Below are 17,184 nucleotides of genomic sequence, written 5' to 3' on the forward strand. Positions count from 1 at the left end.
GAGATGGGGAGATGGGGGGATGGGGAGACGCGGGGAATAAGCAATGACCAATGACTAATGACCAATGACTAATGACTAATTTATGACCCGTCGTATTATTCATATAGATGAAAGTCCTATTCGTTTTGAACGATGGCGGCGATATTTACCAAGTTGGTTGCAACGTTTTTTGCCAAGTGGTGGCGGAAATGTGGAAGACCATCATGGTAAAGGGATGTTTGGGTTTAGTGTATTTTTGCTGTCAGAAAGCTTAGTTTTTGTGAGTTTTATATTTACATACGTGGCTTTGAGATTGACGCACTCCAAAAATTGGCTGCCGCCTGGTGTTTCAGGGGTGGAATTGTCTAATTTTGTAATTATTAATACGGTGGTTTTGCTCTCTAGTAGCTTTGTGATTCAACCAGCCGAAAATGCTCTCAAGGATGGCAGATTAAACAGATTTCGGTGGCTTTGGTTAATGGCGATCGCAATGGGAACTTACTTCTTAATTGGTCAAGCAATTGAGTGGAGTAAACTGGATTTTGGATTAACTACAGGACTATTAGGTGCAACATTTTTCTTATTAACCGGTTTTCATGGTCTACACGTTCTCGCTGGTGTAATTCTCCAGATAATTATGCTCATGCGCTCATTTATTCGGGGTAATTACAACAAAGGTCACTTTGGCGTCAGTGCAGCTACTTTGTTTTGGCATTTTGTTGACATAGTGTGGGTATTTTTATTTTCGCTGCTTTATTTGTGGCGAGTATAAAAATATTAAAATAATCAAAGTTTGTCAGGAGTAAATTTATGAAATTATTAGCACAAGAATTACCATCTCCAAGAGCAATTGAAGAAACTCCCTCCCCTGGTATAAATAAAGATCCACTGATTGCGCGTAACTTACAAAAAGAACAGTATGTGGGTATTTTAGGGCTAGCGATCGCTTTAATTGCTGCTGTCGGATTTTTGAGCCGCAGAATTGAATACGCCATTATATTCGCCATGATTCTGAGTGCCATTCTCATTGCTTTCTTTTTATTTGTATAGCGAATTAGTCATTAGTCATTGATTATTCCCCGCGTCAGAGCGTCTCCCCATCTCCTCATCTCTCCACCTTATGAACAGCCAAGTTTATCAAACTATAATTCTCGGCGGTGGTTTTACCGGATTATTTACGGCATTGAACCTCGCTTCCGAACATTATCCTCGTTCTGTGATTTTGATTGATAAAGAAGAACGTTTTTGTTTTAAGCCGTTGCTGTATGAATATTTTGATGGCGAAATGAATAGCTTTCAAGTAGTACCGCGTTTTTCGGAATTACTTCGAGGTAGCGGCGTTATCTTTGTTCAAGATACAGTGGAGTCAATAGATTTGCATCAACAGCAAGTCCAATTAGCTTCGGGTAACTCCTACAAATACAGTAACTTAGTATTAGCTTTAGGCAGTGTTACTGGCTATCATAGCGTTAAAGGTGCAAAAGAAAATGCCTTTGCTTTCTGGACACAAGCAGATGCGATCGCTCTCGATCGCCATTTACGCGGATGTTTCCAAAAGGCAATTAAAATTGAAGATCCAGAACTACGTCAAAAATTATTAACAGTAGTTGTAGTTGGTGGTGGTGCTTCTGGTGTGGAAATGGCAGCTACCTTAGCAGATTTTCTGCCTCATTGGTATGGTGCTTTGGGAGGAAATGCAACTGAAATTCGTGTTATTATGCTCAATCACGGACAAAAAATTCTCGATGGCGATATTAACGATCCGCTACGCTCAATTGCTGAACAAGAATTAAAAAAACGCACTGTACCAATTGAAATTATCACAGAGGCAGAAGCTACTGCTGTTAGTCAGAATGCTGTTGAATATAAAACTAACAATCAAGTCAAGATACTGCCGACACACACCACAATCTGGACGGCTGGTACTTCTGTCCATCCATTAATTCAAAATTTACCAATTCCTCAAGAACATCGAGACCATCACCATCGTCTCTTAGTTACTTCTAATATGCAATTACTGGATTTTCCAGAAGTTTTTGCAGGTGGTGACTGTGCGGCTGTTCGCGATAATTCCTTACCACCAACAGCCCAAGTAGCTTATCAACAAGGAGTTAATATTGCCAGGAATTTGAAAGCAATGGCAATAGGAGAAGACCCCAAACCTGTTGGGGTAAATATCCGAGGAACTCTCTTAAAATTAGGATTAAATGATGCTGCCGCTAACTTATTCAATGTTTTTGAAGTTGTAGGTGAACCAGCACACTTAATTCGTCAAGGCACTTATTTAACATTATTGCCAACCCCAATTCATGACTTCAAAGCTACAACTGAATGGCTGGATGAAGAGATTTTTCATCATCACCTAGACACCCACAAGACTGGTAAAAAAGTAGTACAGGCAGTAGAGTTAATTGGTGCAGGAGTCGTTAGTGTATTAGTTGCAAAAAAATTACTCAGAATGTTAGGAGAAAAAGAAAAAACCGAATAGCAAGTAGTGAATGGGCAATGGAAAAGAGTTTTTTTGCAAACCTGATATTCAATTGTGAAGAAAAAGATAATTCATTGATGAATATGTTTATTTATAACAGTTTGCCTTGAGTTTAGCCTCAGGAATTACGAGCCTCCAGGGTGTTGAAAACTGTTATAAATTTTAGAAATTGGATGATGAATTATCCTTTTCAACATAACCTAGTGATATCAGTGAGTATTTGCCAGCATAAATGAATAAAGCCATCCGTTCGTCAGCCCTTACCCGTAAACGTTTGATTGAAGCAGCCTCGCAGGTATTTGCTAGTTTAGGGGTTCAAGGAGCAACCACCCGTGAAATAGCTCGTGTTGCCAGTGTGAATGAAGTGACTTTATTTCGCCACTTTGCTAGCAAAGAACAACTTTTGGGAGCAGTAATCGAAAATGTTTTGGCACTCCAGATAGAATCCCTTGCACATCCCGAAGCATGGACGCAGGATTTGAAAATTGATTTAGAACGGTATGCCCAACTTTACAATACTATGTTAGAGTCACACGAAGACTTAATTCGTACCTTCATTGGAGAAGCCAAGCGTCATCCAGAGGCCGCCAGACAAGTGATTCAAGAAGCTGCTAAGCCATTAGGGGAAAAACTAGTAGCTTACTTACAATGTGGTCAAAGACGAGGTATTGTCAGAGCAGATATCGATCCGTTTCCAGCAGTTGATATGTTTACAGGAATGTTGTTAGCGGGAATGCTATGTCGTACTGCAAAATTCAATCAAGCTAACTATAGTTGTGAGCGCTATATTGAAACTTGTGTAGATATTTTTGTGCGTGGTATCAGCATGACTCCACTCTAAGGAACTTCCAATCAAATAATATTCCATCAGTCTGATAGCAGGGGGTAGAGAAAGTCATTTTGAAGAAATTAAATTCGATTATTGATTTTTTGAATTTTTCAAATACAGCTTCTATTAAATTGACAAAAAATAATCTGAAATTGTGAAAAGCTACTAAATTAGATATTGTTTGGCAAAACTCTAAATGGATGATTATTGGTTTCCCACGTACGAATATCTGAGTAAAGTTGTGTTTCAAAAAAGTATATTTCTTCATAAGCAAGCCGCAAATTACGCTCAAGACTATTCGGTTCAACATCAGTCGCTTTGTTAGTGCCAAGCACTCCGCGTAAACCAAAAGACAGAATTTCTACTAAATGATGACCACAGCAAACTTGCCAAGGATCGTGATTTTTACTTTTTTTAATTTTTAGTTGTTGTTGCAATTCCTCGTCTTTCAAAGAGTACGCTTGAGATTTATTTTTAAGCTCCTGAATTAGCTTTAGTTCATCAATTTGTAGAGTTTTTTCATCAATCAATTTACTAAATTTAATCCCATCAAAGGTTAGGTTTAATTGGCTGCACCTGGAAATCCAAAGTAAATAACCTACTGATCTTCCAGTTTCAAGTAATACCGATCTTACGTCTAGATTAAACTTGGTAATTTTCTCTTCAGAACCAAACTCGGCAATTACTTTGTTCAATGCTGGTGAGCTAATCAGCATAGTTTCAAGGTCATGAGTATCGATACGAAGAAGATTAGGACTACTAAATGTAGAAGTTTCCAAACGATCAAAATCTGCATCAACAATTGCTAAAATTCCTTGGAAATTTGATTTTTCTAAAATTTCTAAAACCTCTATCACGCGCTGCTTACTTGATGGTTTTCCCGAAACAACGATTAATTTACAAGCTAATTCGTCAACAAAACGATTGTAGAAAGTCTTGTCAGAATCACCTTCCACTAATACAAAAGTTCCTGAATAAGTGCTTCGCAGTAATCTAATTTTGTTCGCATCACGGTCAACTGAAAGCAAATCTCTCATTTCTCAGGCCCTTTTAGTTCAACCGTCAAATCCCAACGGTCTTGAATAATATCTGGTGAATGAGTAGCCATGAGAATATCTAAATTTGCAAGCTTTGTGATTTCTTGCAAGTCTTTTAAAAACTGAATTTGCCATCCTACATGAAGAGATAATTCAGGCTCATCAATTAATACTAAAGAGTTTTGTTGAACTTTAAATAGTAGTTCATAGAGAAGAACTAACTCATGTTGTTCGCCAGATGATAAATCTGTTGGTGAAAGAGTTTTTGAATTTGATGATGGAGATTCATAACTTGTTGTAATTACAAATCCTTTTTCTTTACTAAAGTTTATTTTTTTGTACGAGTAGGCAAACTTCTTATTAATGATTTTTCTTAATAAATCTATTTTGCTTGCTATTTCAGCAAAAACACTCAATTTTCTTTCCACATCTTCAACATATACTGACAAAGCATTTTTAGTACTTTCATCTATATCTTGGGGTTGGATTTGAAATTCTGAATCTTCATCTTTATCCAAAAGACCTACTTCTATAAGACGAGAACGAGTTGCTTCAAGTTCGTTTAGTTGATGACGAAGTTGTTCATCTGTTAAATCTACAGATGGCTGTTGCTTTACTACTCTTACTGGAAAAGTCCTATCAAGAGATTGAGATACTGTACCGTATTCCTTAAATTTATCTTGCATCAGTTTAGCAAGTTCATCAGAATAGGCGGACACAGTTGACAATATTACAGGTGTTCCACGATACATTTTGAAAGAAGCGTTAGGGATAAAGTTAAGTAAACGTTGTGATTCAATTAGGCGAATATAAATACTGCTCTTTAATTTTCTTAGCCACTGAGGCTCTTCTTGTGACCTCAATTTTGAAGGTAATACATGATCGAAGCGCTCTAAAACTTCTTCTAAAGAAAGAGTTTCTCCAGTGGAATCATACAGCCATTTTCGAGCAGCTATTCGCTCTAGCCCTGGAATGACTTTATCTAAAATACTAAGCTGTAAGTCTGTATCACGATGAATCTTGATTGGCTTAATATCAAAAGAAATTGGCTCTTGATCATTTTTATACAGATTTAAAATAATATTATTTTTTTCAGAGTCTTCAACCTTGTTAATATTTTTGATTATTTCAACGCTACTAGTATCATCAAATTCAACTCTAAATTTCTGAAACGGAATAGTTCTCAATTCCGAGTATCGAGAGTTAAAAAAACTATTCAAAATTCTTAGTATGGCTGTTTTTCCAAAACCATTTGGCCCATGAATAATAGTGATTCGTTCATCCATGTTTAATGGAATCACATGGTCAAAAATTCCAAATAAGCCACTGACAGAAATTTCCTGAATTCGCATGGTCACTGAGTCCTATAGCCATTGGCTTTATTAATTTGATTTTAACCTCTATCTTCCTTTATAAAATACAAAAGACAATGTGTAGCATTTTACCTCACATTCTGCACCTCAAAGTGTCACAGATCAAGAGAATCTAACAGTTTAGTACTAATGAACTAAAACTTAGTCAGGGGAAGGTGGAACTATTGACAATAATGCTAAGAAGTATATGTAGTGCGTGTCGTAGCCAAGCGCCGCACCAAAAGCCTTAGAATAAGAATATTGAGATAATTTTTATTTAATAAATAAGCTCTGCTAAAACAACGTGTTAATAATATCAGATTCTCATTAGGCAGCAGGATTTAGAGAGATGTAAGTATGTAATGTAACAGCAATTCTTGTACATTCTCTCAGGATTATGTCTATAAAGGGGTTGTCAAAATTAAATCTAATATTTTCTAGTTGAAGAATTAAGTATTATGTCTAATAATTTTTAGGTATTGTTGAATTTAGATGGCTTGTTTGTGGAATTTATGGTTAATATCTAATGAACGGTGGAAATGTCTGAAAAATTTTGTTTTTAATGTGTGGTGATTCTTGGCGAAGTAGCTATTAGGAGAAATTATGACAGCTATTAATAATATTTCAATAAGAAACAAACAATCTGTAAACCTTGTAATTACTTTATTTTTTTGGTTATTATATCTGTTTTTCCTACCTTATATTTATGCTTCATTCCACATATTTGCAATATTCTTTATGCTTTTTCCTGGAGTCTATCTTCTTTGTTCATTAGCACAACTTATGCATGAATGTTGGCATGAATATTTAGACCGTATTGACAATAAGCTTTTTTACTTAATATTATCTTGGGTGATTTTTCTTGAGCCACAAATTTTTGACATAGTACATCCTTATCATCATTCTCAAGTAAATACTTACAAAGATATAGAGTTTCATCCTTTAGGTGAAATTAAAAATAAATCATTACGAATTATCTACAATTTTTTAGAAATATGTTTTGGAAACATCTTTGTTATACTCGTAACCAATTTCAAAATATCCAGGCATCCGAAACTCAAACATGTGTATTCTTATAAAAAATTAATAGTTTCTATTTTGATGTGGATTATTATTTGGGGAGGAATTGGATACACTTCGCATTTAATATTAGGAGTAAGCACAAGTCAAATTGTAATTTCTTATTTTCTTACCTGTTGGATGGGTTCTTTTATCGTTCATCATTGTGAATTAATAGAGCATGGAAATCTGATTGTAGAGGGAGACCTGAAAGAACGTAACTTACAAACTAGAAACTTGAAACCTTGCGGTATCATAGAAAGATTTTTTCTATTTATTACCCATAATCATTGTCTAGAACATTCGTTACATCATTCGATGTCTAATCTTTACACTCGACCATTTCCCAAAGCATATGTCCTACCAGAAAAAACAGTATATATTTCATTTGGTGAATATTTAGTAATCCTCAAAGATATGCTTACAGGTAAATGCGTAGTTGTTAATCCTAAATAATTGCTTGCAAGGCTAGTAGTTCGCCAAGTTCACTTGGCGGGGTAAAGGGGAAGGGGTAAAGGGTAAAGGATTTAAAACTTTTTCCCTTTCCTCTTTCCCCAGCCCTCATCCAGCAAAGTTGACTTGCCAGAACACCAGGGTGGCACAGCAGTGCTACCCTAACTTCGTTGTTGGTTATTGGTGTTAGTTTTCTTGTCCGGTTGGTCGGATCAAAATTTCGTTGACATTAACGTGTGGTGGTTGAGTGACAGCATAAACGATCGCAGCAGCGATGTCTTCACTTTGCAGAGGTGTGATGGATTTGCGTCGTTCTTGGATACGTTGTTTGCTAACGGGATCGGTAATATGGTCATCAATACCTGTATCAACTAAGCCAGGTTCGATGATGGTGACGCGAATATTATCCTTGTAGACTTCTTGACGCAGTGCTTCCGAGAGAGCATTTACACCCCATTTGGTGGCGTTGTAAACACCTACACCAGCTCGCGCTGTCCGCCCTGCAACCGAGGAAATGTTAACTATATGCCCCGCTTGTTGCTGTTTCAAAATGGGCAAAGCCGTGTGAGTCACATATAACAACCCTAGAACATTGATATCAAAAGAGCGCCGCCAATCTGCTGGATTTCCGGTCTCAATAGTACCGAGCAAAGCAATACCAGCATTATTAACTACAATATCTACTCGACCGAACTCTGTATTGGCTTTGCTCACTAAGTTATTTGCCTGTGTCTCATCAGTAATATCAGTGACAACAGCTAGTGCCTGACCACCACTTGCTTGGATGCGTTCTGCCAATGCCTCAAGAAGCTCACCACGCCTAGCAGCCAGAACTACTTTTGCTCCTTCTGCCGCTAAGGCGATGGCCGTCGCTTCCCCAATTCCCGAAGAAGCACCCGTAATAATTGCTACTTTTTCTTGTAATTTACCAGTCATTTGTCATTTTCCTTAGTGATAGTGATTGGGCATGGGGCATGGGGCATGGAGCATGGGGCATGGGGAGCAGGGAGCAGAGGGGAATAAATTCTAATGACTTACCAGTCATCACTCATCACTCATTCCTTCCTTAATCTCAAAACAGATGCCATTGCTGCCGCACATAGTACTAGGGCGGCAAAACGAAAAGTTCCTTGGAAGCCGATGACAATTGCTTCTGGAGGAGCAACAGATACATCTGCACCCCCAGCCATAGTGGCGATTAAGCCTCCAAATACTGCCCCAAACAGGGAAACTCCGACGGTGTTACCTGAGGTGCGCGATAAAGACAACAACCCAGAACCAATTCCCAGCCGCTCGCGAGGCACTGTTCCCATGACGGCGCTGTTGTTGGGGGATTGAAATAAACCCAGTCCTATACCGTAAATAAAATAACGGGAGATATAGCCTACTTCAGTGATTTGGGCATCAAAGGTGCTAATTCCCAAACAGCCGCCAATCATCAACCCCAACCCAATTGAGCTAATTAATTGAGTGCCAAAGCGGTCTGCAAGTGTTCCAGCTAAGGGGGCAACGAACCCACTCAGTATGGGGGATACTGCTAGTAGTAGCCCTACTTTTGCTGTGGGATATTGCTTTACTCCCTGCAAAAAGAATGGCACGATTAGTAGAGAACCACCAATGACTGTGAAGGCTAGCCACCCACTGAGCAAACTCATACTCAATTGAAGATTGCGAAACAAGTGCAGTTCGAGTAGTGGTTGCTCTATTAGCATTTCAACTACCAAAAAAGTCGTCAAACTAATGGCGGCGATCGCTAGTAATATCAATGCATTAATACTACTAAAACCAAGGCTTTGACCTAGTGTCATACCTAAGCCAAAACTACCCAAAGTCAATAAAGCCAACATTGCTCCAAAAGGGTCAAATTTCTGTTTACCCTCAATGACTACAGAAGGTGGCACTACGCGAGCAACTAAAAAACTAGCTACGATCCCCAGGGGTACATTGACCAAAAATATACTATGCCAGCCCGACCAACCCAGCAGTAGTCCGCCAGCCGAAGGGCCAAAAGCAATACCCAATGACACCACGCTACCGATGATACCCACAGCCCGACCTCGTTCGGAAGAGGGAAAAACTTCTGTAATAATTGCCAAACCAAGGCCAGAGATAAACACAGCACCTAATCCTTGGAGTGCCCGAAAGCCGATTAACCACTCGATACCAGGTGCAAGACCACACAACAACGAACTGAAAGTGAATACAATCAGTCCGCCTTGATATAACGACTTCTTGCCCCACATATCCCCCAGCCTGGTTGCTGCCAACACTAAACCGGAACTAACCAACTGGTAACTCAATACAGCCCATTGAGTTATGGGAAAAGTGGTGTCAAAAGCTTCTACCAATGTGGGTAAAGCAACATTGATAATGCCCACATCCAAGGTAGACATGAATACCCCAAGTCCCACACCAACTAAAACCCAATTTTTTTGAGAGCTTGACAAAGCCAGAGGTTGTGCTTGCAATTTTGCCAACTTTTACTTTCCGCCTTTAACTTTACGATTATCAATAGTTTGCATACGTATATTCATTGTAGGTTGTTACCATTACTGCCAAAGTTAGAGAACTGCAAAAATAACACGTGGTGGTTGACTGTTGACCGTTGACGGTTCACAGTTAACAGTTTTTACTTGTAAGTCTATTAAAATACGTTAAATTGATAGACTTAGTGTATTTTATGCTAAAGTTGAAGCCACACAACATTCAACTAACATCAAAATCACGAATGCGGGAAAAACTTTTTGATTTGCTGAAATTATGCAGAGATTTGAGTTCTGATATTGTGATGTCCCGCCATTGACCGGGTTGTAATTCATTTAATTCTAAGTGGGCGATGCTGACCCTAACCAATCGCAAAGTTGGGAACCCCACAGCCGCAGTCATGCGGCGCACTTGGCGGTTTTTTCCCTCAGTCAAGGTCATTTCCAGCCAAGCTGTTGGTACATTTTTACGAAATCTAATTGGTGGGTTGCGTTCTGGTAGCTGTGGTTCTGCTGGTAATAGCCTAACTTCTGCTGGCTGAGTGCGGTAATCTTGAATTTCCACACCTGTTTGTAATCTTTTTATGGCCTCTGCATCGGGAATTCGTTCTACTTGTACCCAATAGGTACGTTTATGAGCAAAACGGGGATGGGCGAGGCGATGTTGTAATTGTCCGTCGCTGGTTAGTAACAATAAACCTTCGCTGTCCCAGTCTAAGCGTCCCACAGGATAGACATCAGGCACATCAATATAATCTTTGAGAGTGCTATGTGTGGGAGTTTCTTTTGTAAATTGACTGAGAACTCCGTATGGTTTGTAAAAAATTATATATCGATGGTGATTGGTCATTAGTTATTAGTGATTGATTCTTTTGTGCGTTCCTTTTATTTTGTCCAATCACCACTGTGTTGATAGCGATCGCCACTTTCAATAAAATAAATATTACACCTTATTTTACCTAACGCAACATCTTGTATAGCGGTGCATCACGGCTTAGTGTCTAACGCACGCTACTTAAGATTTACTAACCTTACTAAAGATAAAACCAGTTAAAAATAGACCTGGAATAGTCGATTGTATATATTCTGTTATCGTGGAAGTTAATCCCATGAGAACCAAGGTAATAGGCATTTTCAGCATTGTTTATACCACCAGTAGCATTAAATAAATTAACATATATATAACCTCCAAATACAGCCTGACTTTGAGATAAAGTCAAGTTGTTTATAAATACGTCCAAATCATTAGGATGACAATAACAAATTATTATTTTAGCCATTGTTTTAATTGATTTATTACAAAAAATATTTTTAATCTTAAAAATTTATCAATGATAATTCAGAAGTCATTCGTCATAATTCACTATGAATTACAGTTAAAACCAACACTAAAAAATATCCAAATTAAATGTGCCACAGCTTATTATTGATATCAGCAGTAAACTTCTTTAACTAAGCGTCCATCTTCTATATAAATGATTCTATCAGATATATCTAAAATTCTATTGTCATGGGTAACCATTAAAATCGCAGAATTTTGCTCTTTAGCTAATAATTGCATGAGATTCACAATATCTCGACCTGATTTACTATCTAATGCTGCGGTAGGTTCATCAGCCAGAATTAATTTTGGATGCTTTACTAAAGCACGAGCAATTGCTACTCGTTGCTTTTGACCACCAGAAAGTTCGCATGGATAGTAATTAGTTCGATTCCCCAATTGAACAGCTTGAAGCATAGCTTCTGCTTTTTTTTCGGCTTCGGATTGAGGCATATTATTGTCTAATTCAAGTAGCATTTGAACATTTTGCTGAGCCGTTAAGAAATTTAGTAAGTTATGGGATTGAAAAATATAGCCAATATGACGACGTATTTCTCCCAATTCTTCATTACTAGCGCCATAAAGTTCTTGATTAAGAAATTTTATGCTTCCTTTTTGAATGGAACGTAACCCACCAATTAAACTTAGTAATGTTGTTTTACCCGAACCTGAAGGGCCAGTCATAGTGACAATTTCGCCATATTTAATATTGAGGTTGATGTTAAATAAAATTTGGCTTTTTAAGATTTGTTTGCCAAAGTAATAATTGAGGTTTTTGATGCTAATAATAAAGTCTGACATAGGTGGTTAAAAGTTGATTGTTGACTGCGAACAGTCTTCTATGACATATTTTCTACTGATAAATACCTTAGAGATGACTAAAAAAATCTGCGGGATCTATCTTTCGCAATTTTTTTGTAGATATAAACCCAGATGCTAAGCACATTAAAATTATAAAAAACAATACCATAGCTGCTTTGTCTAGGCTCATAGTAATTGGTAAGTTAGTAACACTTTTGGCTACATCATACAAACCTATGGATATGGCAAACCCAGGTATGTACCCAAAAGATGCTAAGATTAAAGCCTGTTGAAAAACTACAATGAGTAGATATTGATTTTTAAAACCCATTGCTTTGAGGGTTGCATATTCCACTAAATGACTAGCGATATTACTATAAAGAATTTGATAGACGACTACTACACCAACAACAAATACCATAGTCACCATCAATTGAAATACAAATCCAATAGGCGCTCTGAGCGTCCAATAATTTTTCTCTAAATTAATAAAATCCTGGCGTGTAATCACTATCACGTCTTTAGGTAATTTAGCAGATAAAATAGCCAAAACTTTTTGGGGGTTAGCATCGGGTTTGAGATTAATTGAGCCTATATCTACATTTTGTGCTGAACGACCTTCAAATATTTGGAAAAAGGTAGAAGCACTCACAATTAAATTGCCATCAACTCCAAAGGATGGGCCGAGACTAAATAATCCACCCACTTTTACTTTGTAACCAATTGGTGAAGTATAGTTAAATATTTCCAGCGTAACAGGTTTTCCTAGTTCAAAATCTTGAGGAATTGGCCCAAATTGTGACCGAGATTTACTATCAAATAAAACTATGTTAGGTAATTGTAATAATTTGTGATTTTTTTGAATATCTGGCAATGTTAAAATTTGTTGGTTTGGATCGAAACCAAGTACATATATGGGAAACTTTATGCCATTAGTTAAATTTTTGAGTTTAGCAAACTGCATATATAAGGGATTAACTGATTCTATGCCGTCGCATCCTAATATTTGATATAAATACCAACGTGAAAAGCTTTGATTGAAAGTCAACGATTGATATTGATTACTGATAATAAATAAATCGCCTTTGAGATTGTTATGTAACTGCGTAGCACTAGTGTATAAAGCGTCTTGAAAACCAACTTGGATAAACATCATTACTGCAATAAAAGCAATTCCAGTGGAAGCCACAAAAAAGCGAGCTTTTTGTCGAGCTAGCTGTAACCAAGCCAGAGATATATTAAGAATCATTTGATAAACCTAAAGTGATACACAAATCAAGCTCGTTCTATAGATTTAAATATCAATGCGTACTTGTACTTGTAAGTTAGTAAGAGCGGTGATTTGTTTGTTATCTTTCATATTATTGATGCGAATTTTTACCTGAATTACTTTGTTGTCTGTATCGGCTTGCAAATTATTAAACATATTTTGTTGCTCGACTTGCAGACCAATATCTGTGACTGTTCCTCGTAATTCCTTTGGTAAAGCATCACTAGTAATCACGACTGACTGACCTAGACGTACTTTTTTAATATCAGTTTCATAAACTTCTGCTATTGCATACATCTGTTGTGTACGACCCAAGTCAGCTATTCCCGCACTACCAATAATTTCTCCAGGACGAGTATTAATTTTCAGAATTTGCCCAGCTATGGGCGATCGCACAGAACTTAAATCCAATTCAGTTTGGGCTTGTTTGACTGAAGCTTTGACACTTTCGACATTAGCTTGTGCTGCTTGCACATCGGTAGAACGCACTTCTGTAATACTTGCAAACTTGGCTTTGGCCTCTATCAACTGCTGTTCAATAGTTTTTACAATTCGATTCTCAGAAGCCTTGGCTTCGTTATACTGCTGTTGAAGAACTTCGACTCGCAAACGCCTAGTCTCTGACTCAGAAGCAGAAATAGCACCCACTTTGTATAAGTGCTGATAACGCTGATTTTCGCTTTCAGCATTACGCAATTCTGCTTCTAGGCGAGCAGTTGTAGCTTGTTGTGCAGACATGGCTCCCAACAAATCAGCTTGTAGGCGAGTAATTGTTGCTTGCTGTGCAGATATGTCTCCAACTTTGGCACCCGCTTTTACTTGATTGAGATTAGCTTGCGCTACTAATACTTGTTTTTGTGCTTTTTCTAAAGCTGCAAGACGTGGATAATAACTATCAAGAACAGCAATTATTTGTCCCTCATGCACCCAACTTCCTGGTTTAACAAAAAGTTTCCCCACTCGAACGCCGCCTTGAAAATTAGGTGCAGATAAACGAATAACTTCTCCTTCAGGTTCCAAAGATCCTAAAGCAGTAACAGCAGTTATTGTGGGAGAATCACTAGGAACAGATGAGTCTAATTTAGAGGTCAACTGAAATCGTGAAAAACTGTAGAAAGAAAGTGTAATAGGAACCACAGCCATAGCAGCTGTCAACATTATCAAATACCAATTTACAGGTTTTGTTAATGGCTGCCTTTGTTTGTATACCATAATTATATTTTCCCAGTTAGTGTGCAAAGCTTTTGCATTCAATCACGCCAACAGTTACAGCATAATTGAAAAGTCAAACAAATTTGATATAGCAGTTTTAAATGAGAAAGCGAAATCTTGTGTAAAAGCTTTTGATTGTTAACAATTGACAGTCAACAATCAACAATTAGCACTGATATTTTTCACAACTCAAATAGGATTGCTATATCTTGCTTGGTTCCCTAAAATTGATACTTCACTCAGTGAAAATCAAAAATATTTAACTCGCATTAGTCAAACTTACAACTTCTGGTGTTCCTATAGGTAAAATGATGACAAAATTAATAGTTAATCTTGAAAAATCAATCGTAAATAACTTGTTGCCATCTAAAGAAAAAAGGCTAAGGCTATTTGAGACGTTATTGATACCATCCTGAATGTTAGCCAAATCAACACCAACAATACCTCCTAATACAGTAGTAGATTTTTCAGAAGATATTTGTGCGAACAGTTCGTTATTTTCGAGATCCAAAATTTGTAGCATATTGTATAGTTAATAGCATCAAAATTAAGAGTGAAGTGACGTTGATTCATAGCGAAAAGGTATTTACATCGTTTTGAGTTACGGGTAGGATTCAGGTAAATATTTTTTAACATTAAATAAAATTCATAACCCAAATCGGAAGATTAAACTTGTGCAAAATTTCCGGCGGTTGGATTGGCCATCTCTGACATCAGAGAACTAACTCCAAAGGCAATTAACCCAGCAAAAAGTCCGGCGGTGAGTGCGGCGGCTGCAAAGGCATAGGGAGCAACTTCACAGCCACTAACACTAACAGATTCTTCATTGGAGATTTCGCTAAAAAGTTCCTTATTTTCGATATCGATAATTTGCAGCATATTGTGTACATCTGCACGCTAAAACAGGATAACTATTGGTGGTTGTTGACCGTTGACAGTTCACAGTCAACGGTCAACTATTAACATCAGAGATTTAATAACACGCCCACTTGATTCACTTTTAAGAACCGAATAAGGGCGCGTTATGTTCTTCAACTTATGGAAAAAAGCTTATTCAAGAGAAGGGTTAATTGCAGTAAATAATAGTATGGCTTGTACAATTGGGTCTTTAAAAACGCCAGTGGCTATTGCAAGAATACTTGCGACACCAAAGGATTCAAGTCCACCGCCAGTAACGCTAGCAGATTCTTCACTGGAAATTTCACTGAGTAGTTTGTTATTTTCGAGATCTATAATTTGCAGCATATTGTGTAATTAAAGGCATTAGGGTCAAGGTATAGTGGCACTTTTTCACAGTGAAAAGGTACGCACATTGTTTTTAGTCACAGTTCGCATTCAGATAAATCAGCTATTACGCTTATAAATTACACAATCAGTCATCAGGTTCGTTGATTGTTAACGATTAACTTTCAATCGTCAACAGCTAACATTAAAAGATGTGCAAGTTAAATGCGTGACAGCATATTAAAGTAAATTCTTTGCTGATAGCCAAACTTCATTGTTTGTGAACTGTTCCTATTATCTTTAACGAACACTCAATGCAGAATATTCCATCAGTTCGCCAAATTGGCGTCAGCTTATTGAGTCTGTGATGTCGATTTTGGATTAAAAGCCTTTGCTACAAAGCTGTTCTAACAACTTCAAACAATACTTCCTATGCAAATTTAGTGTTATATGACAAATAATTTCTCAGACAATTGCTAATGTAGGAATATTTTCCATTCGATATTCGTTAAAGAAAATAAGAACGGAAGAAATAGACATCATTAAATTCATAGATAAATTTAGTTTGGATTGATTAAACCCTGACCTAAGATTTTTTGATATCGATTTCTGCCGTGACTAACTCCTGAATACTTGCTTTATTAACCTCAGTGAATTCACTGGGGATTTTTATTTTTGTTTTTGTATTTATAAAATATAAAAAACCGGATTTATTACAAGTGATAAATCCGGTTTATCAATAATTTATCATGCTAGATCTGCAATAATTATCAAAACTAATAAACAAATCTATTGTATATTGACCTGGAACTGGTTACTGTATTTATATTATTATCATGATAGTTAATTGAACCTGGGCCTCCACCATCATATCTAACACTAGTATCAATGGAATTGATATATGTTCTATCAGTAGTGTTCATGATGCAAAAACCATAGGGAAAACCACCTGCTAATATAGTTTCTGCTTCTTCTTTAGTAAGATTGTGAATTAATTTTTCTATGTAACTAGGATGTAAAGCAGAAATAACAATTTTTTTCATAATGTTAGTTATCATCGGATTTTTATAAATTAATTGTATATTGACCTGGAACTGGTTCTTGTGTTGATATTATTATCATGATAATTAATTGAATTGAAGCCTCCACCATCAAATCTAGTACTATTGTCAGCAGCATTGATATACGTCCTATCAGTGGTATTCATTATCTCAATGCCATAGGGATAAGCACCTGCCAATATAGTTTTTGCTTCTTCTGTAGTGAGATGGTGTATAAATCGGTTTATAAAATTAGAAGACAAGGTATAAATTACTATTTTAGTCACAAATTTTATTCCTCTAATGTTAGTAGGGCTTGGCTTTTAGTTGATTGCATTAGTCCACTTTTCTCACTGATTATTATATGTAAAAGACTATCCTGAAAACAGGTATTTGCAGATATTTATAAGACATAAATCGTTTTGTGTCTTGGAAATTTACAACAATAATATAGGAATCCGCTTTGATTCCTGAATTGATTTGCTTGGTGCGCCTTCGCGCAGCGCAAGCACCATAAGGGAACAGGAAAGAAGGGAGGTAGTAGTACGCCAGTTGGCGGGGTAAAGGGAAAAGAAGAAAGGGGAAAGGTTTTAAATCCCTTACCCTTTACCCGTTTCCTCAGCCCGAAAGAAGCGC

17 protein-coding genes are annotated in these 17,184 nt (G+C 37.1%); 5 read left to right on the forward strand and 12 right to left on the reverse strand.

Annotated elements, in window-relative coordinates:
- Positions 1-82 precede the first annotated feature (82 nt).
- The 4 genes from GNE10_RS04275 to GNE10_RS04290 all read left to right on the forward strand — a co-directional run bounded on the left by GNE10_RS04275 (position 83) and on the right by GNE10_RS04290 (position 3,308).
- Positions 83-751, forward strand: a complete 669-nt coding sequence (locus GNE10_RS04275; RefSeq protein WP_185563804.1) for a heme-copper oxidase subunit III — start codon at positions 83-85, stop codon at positions 749-751.
- Positions 752-789: 38 nt separating this feature from the next.
- Positions 790-1,029: a hypothetical protein gene (locus tag GNE10_RS04280; RefSeq protein WP_185563805.1), complete on the forward strand. Its 240-nt coding sequence runs from the start codon at positions 790-792 to the stop codon at positions 1,027-1,029.
- Between the two features lie 70 nt (positions 1,030-1,099).
- Complete coding sequence (locus GNE10_RS04285) at positions 1,100-2,467, forward strand: NAD(P)/FAD-dependent oxidoreductase (protein ID WP_185563806.1); 1,368 nt, start codon at positions 1,100-1,102, stop codon at positions 2,465-2,467.
- 232 nt (positions 2,468-2,699) lie between these two features.
- Positions 2,700-3,308: a TetR/AcrR family transcriptional regulator gene (locus GNE10_RS04290; RefSeq protein ID WP_185563807.1), complete on the forward strand. Its 609-nt coding sequence runs from the start codon at positions 2,700-2,702 to the stop codon at positions 3,306-3,308.
- Between the two features lie 158 nt (positions 3,309-3,466).
- On the opposite strand, the gene GNE10_RS04295 is transcribed toward GNE10_RS04290, so the two are convergent.
- Both GNE10_RS04295 and GNE10_RS04300 read right to left on the reverse strand, forming a co-directional pair.
- The gene (locus GNE10_RS04295) at positions 3,467-4,333 is read right to left on the reverse strand and encodes a DUF4435 domain-containing protein (protein WP_185563808.1); all 867 of its coding nucleotides are present in this window, start codon (positions 4,331-4,333) and stop codon (positions 3,467-3,469) included.
- On the reverse strand, positions 4,330-5,685 hold the full coding sequence (locus GNE10_RS04300) for an AAA family ATPase (protein ID WP_185563809.1): 1,356 nt from the start codon (positions 5,683-5,685) through the stop codon (positions 4,330-4,332). Before GNE10_RS04300 ends, GNE10_RS04295 begins: the two co-directional genes overlap by 4 nt.
- Before the next feature lie 603 nt (positions 5,686-6,288).
- On the opposite strand from GNE10_RS04300, the gene GNE10_RS04305 reads away from it, so the two are divergent.
- Positions 6,289-7,200 carry a fatty acid desaturase gene (locus GNE10_RS04305; RefSeq protein ID WP_185563810.1) on the forward strand — a complete coding sequence of 304 codons (912 nt, stop codon included), beginning with the start codon at positions 6,289-6,291 and terminating at the stop codon, positions 7,198-7,200.
- 183 nt (positions 7,201-7,383) lie between these two features.
- Here the strand turns inward: GNE10_RS04305 and GNE10_RS04310 are convergent, their stop codons facing one another.
- The 10 genes from GNE10_RS04310 to GNE10_RS04355 form a co-directional block, all read right to left on the reverse strand.
- A complete protein-coding gene (locus tag GNE10_RS04310) occupies positions 7,384-8,133 on the reverse strand; it encodes an SDR family oxidoreductase (RefSeq protein WP_185563811.1) in 750 nt (249 codons plus the stop codon).
- A 119-nt stretch (positions 8,134-8,252) separates the two neighbouring features.
- A complete protein-coding gene (locus GNE10_RS04315; protein WP_185563812.1) occupies positions 8,253-9,674 on the reverse strand; it encodes an MFS transporter in 1,422 nt (473 codons plus the stop codon).
- A 229-nt stretch (positions 9,675-9,903) separates the two neighbouring features.
- Positions 9,904-10,530 carry an rRNA large subunit pseudouridine synthase E gene (locus GNE10_RS04320; protein ID WP_185563813.1) on the reverse strand — a complete coding sequence of 209 codons (627 nt, stop codon included), beginning with the start codon at positions 10,528-10,530 and terminating at the stop codon, positions 9,904-9,906.
- Between the two features lie 582 nt (positions 10,531-11,112).
- Positions 11,113-11,802: a DevA family ABC transporter ATP-binding protein gene (locus GNE10_RS04325; RefSeq protein WP_185563814.1), complete on the reverse strand. Its 690-nt coding sequence runs from the start codon at positions 11,800-11,802 to the stop codon at positions 11,113-11,115.
- Positions 11,803-11,869: 67 nt separating this feature from the next.
- A complete protein-coding gene (gene devC, locus GNE10_RS04330; RefSeq protein WP_185563815.1) occupies positions 11,870-13,051 on the reverse strand; it encodes an ABC transporter permease DevC in 1,182 nt (393 codons plus the stop codon).
- A gap of 45 nt (positions 13,052-13,096) precedes the next feature.
- Positions 13,097-14,284 (reverse strand): ABC exporter membrane fusion protein, encoded by a 1,188-nt coding sequence (locus tag GNE10_RS04335; RefSeq protein WP_185563816.1) that lies wholly within the window; start codon positions 14,282-14,284, stop codon positions 13,097-13,099.
- Positions 14,285-14,543: 259 nt separating this feature from the next.
- Positions 14,544-14,807, reverse strand: coding sequence for a hypothetical protein (locus GNE10_RS04340; protein WP_185563817.1), 264 nt, complete (start codon positions 14,805-14,807; stop codon positions 14,544-14,546).
- Positions 14,808-14,950: 143 nt separating this feature from the next.
- Positions 14,951-15,163: a hypothetical protein gene (locus GNE10_RS04345; protein WP_185563818.1), complete on the reverse strand. Its 213-nt coding sequence runs from the start codon at positions 15,161-15,163 to the stop codon at positions 14,951-14,953.
- Between the two features lie 171 nt (positions 15,164-15,334).
- Positions 15,335-15,529, reverse strand: coding sequence for a hypothetical protein (locus GNE10_RS04350; RefSeq protein WP_099067954.1), 195 nt, complete (start codon positions 15,527-15,529; stop codon positions 15,335-15,337).
- Positions 15,530-16,284: 755 nt separating this feature from the next.
- On the reverse strand, positions 16,285-16,551 hold the full coding sequence (locus tag GNE10_RS04355) for a hypothetical protein (RefSeq protein ID WP_099067955.1): 267 nt from the start codon (positions 16,549-16,551) through the stop codon (positions 16,285-16,287).
- Positions 16,552-17,184 lie beyond the last annotated feature (633 nt).

The organism is Nostoc sp. 2RC (genome assembly GCF_014222165.1).
Lineage (GTDB): Bacteria > Cyanobacteriota > Cyanobacteriia > Cyanobacteriales > Nostocaceae > Nostoc > Nostoc linckia.

What these genes read in the sequence shown, in the direction of transcription:
- GNE10_RS04275 (WP_185563804.1), top strand. Translation starts at nt 83, where the DNA reads ATGACCCGTCGTATTATTCATATAGATGAAAGTCCTATTCGTTTTGAA.
- GNE10_RS04280 (WP_185563805.1), top strand. Translation starts at nt 790, where the DNA reads ATGAAATTATTAGCACAAGAATTACCATCTCCAAGAGCAATTGAAGAA.
- GNE10_RS04285 (WP_185563806.1), top strand. Translation starts at nt 1,100, where the DNA reads ATGAACAGCCAAGTTTATCAAACTATAATTCTCGGCGGTGGTTTTACC.
- GNE10_RS04290 (WP_185563807.1), top strand. Translation starts at nt 2,700, where the DNA reads ATGAATAAAGCCATCCGTTCGTCAGCCCTTACCCGTAAACGTTTGATT.
- GNE10_RS04295 (WP_185563808.1), bottom strand. Translation starts at nt 4,333, where the DNA reads ATGAGAGATTTGCTTTCAGTTGACCGTGATGCGAACAAAATTAGATTA.
- GNE10_RS04300 (WP_185563809.1), bottom strand. Translation starts at nt 5,685, where the DNA reads ATGCGAATTCAGGAAATTTCTGTCAGTGGCTTATTTGGAATTTTTGAC.
- GNE10_RS04305 (WP_185563810.1), top strand. Translation starts at nt 6,289, where the DNA reads ATGACAGCTATTAATAATATTTCAATAAGAAACAAACAATCTGTAAAC.
- GNE10_RS04310 (WP_185563811.1), bottom strand. Translation starts at nt 8,133, where the DNA reads ATGACTGGTAAATTACAAGAAAAAGTAGCAATTATTACGGGTGCTTCT.
- GNE10_RS04320 (WP_185563813.1), bottom strand. Translation starts at nt 10,530, where the DNA reads ATGACCAATCACCATCGATATATAATTTTTTACAAACCATACGGAGTT.
- GNE10_RS04325 (WP_185563814.1), bottom strand. Translation starts at nt 11,802, where the DNA reads ATGTCAGACTTTATTATTAGCATCAAAAACCTCAATTATTACTTTGGC.
- devC (WP_185563815.1), bottom strand. Translation starts at nt 13,051, where the DNA reads ATGATTCTTAATATATCTCTGGCTTGGTTACAGCTAGCTCGACAAAAA.
- GNE10_RS04335 (WP_185563816.1), bottom strand. Translation starts at nt 14,284, where the DNA reads ATGGTATACAAACAAAGGCAGCCATTAACAAAACCTGTAAATTGGTAT.
- GNE10_RS04340 (WP_185563817.1), bottom strand. Translation starts at nt 14,807, where the DNA reads ATGCTACAAATTTTGGATCTCGAAAATAACGAACTGTTCGCACAAATA.
- GNE10_RS04345 (WP_185563818.1), bottom strand. Translation starts at nt 15,163, where the DNA reads ATGCTGCAAATTATCGATATCGAAAATAAGGAACTTTTTAGCGAAATC.
- GNE10_RS04350 (WP_099067954.1), bottom strand. Translation starts at nt 15,529, where the DNA reads ATGCTGCAAATTATAGATCTCGAAAATAACAAACTACTCAGTGAAATT.
- GNE10_RS04355 (WP_099067955.1), bottom strand. Translation starts at nt 16,551, where the DNA reads ATGAAAAAAATTGTTATTTCTGCTTTACATCCTAGTTACATAGAAAAA.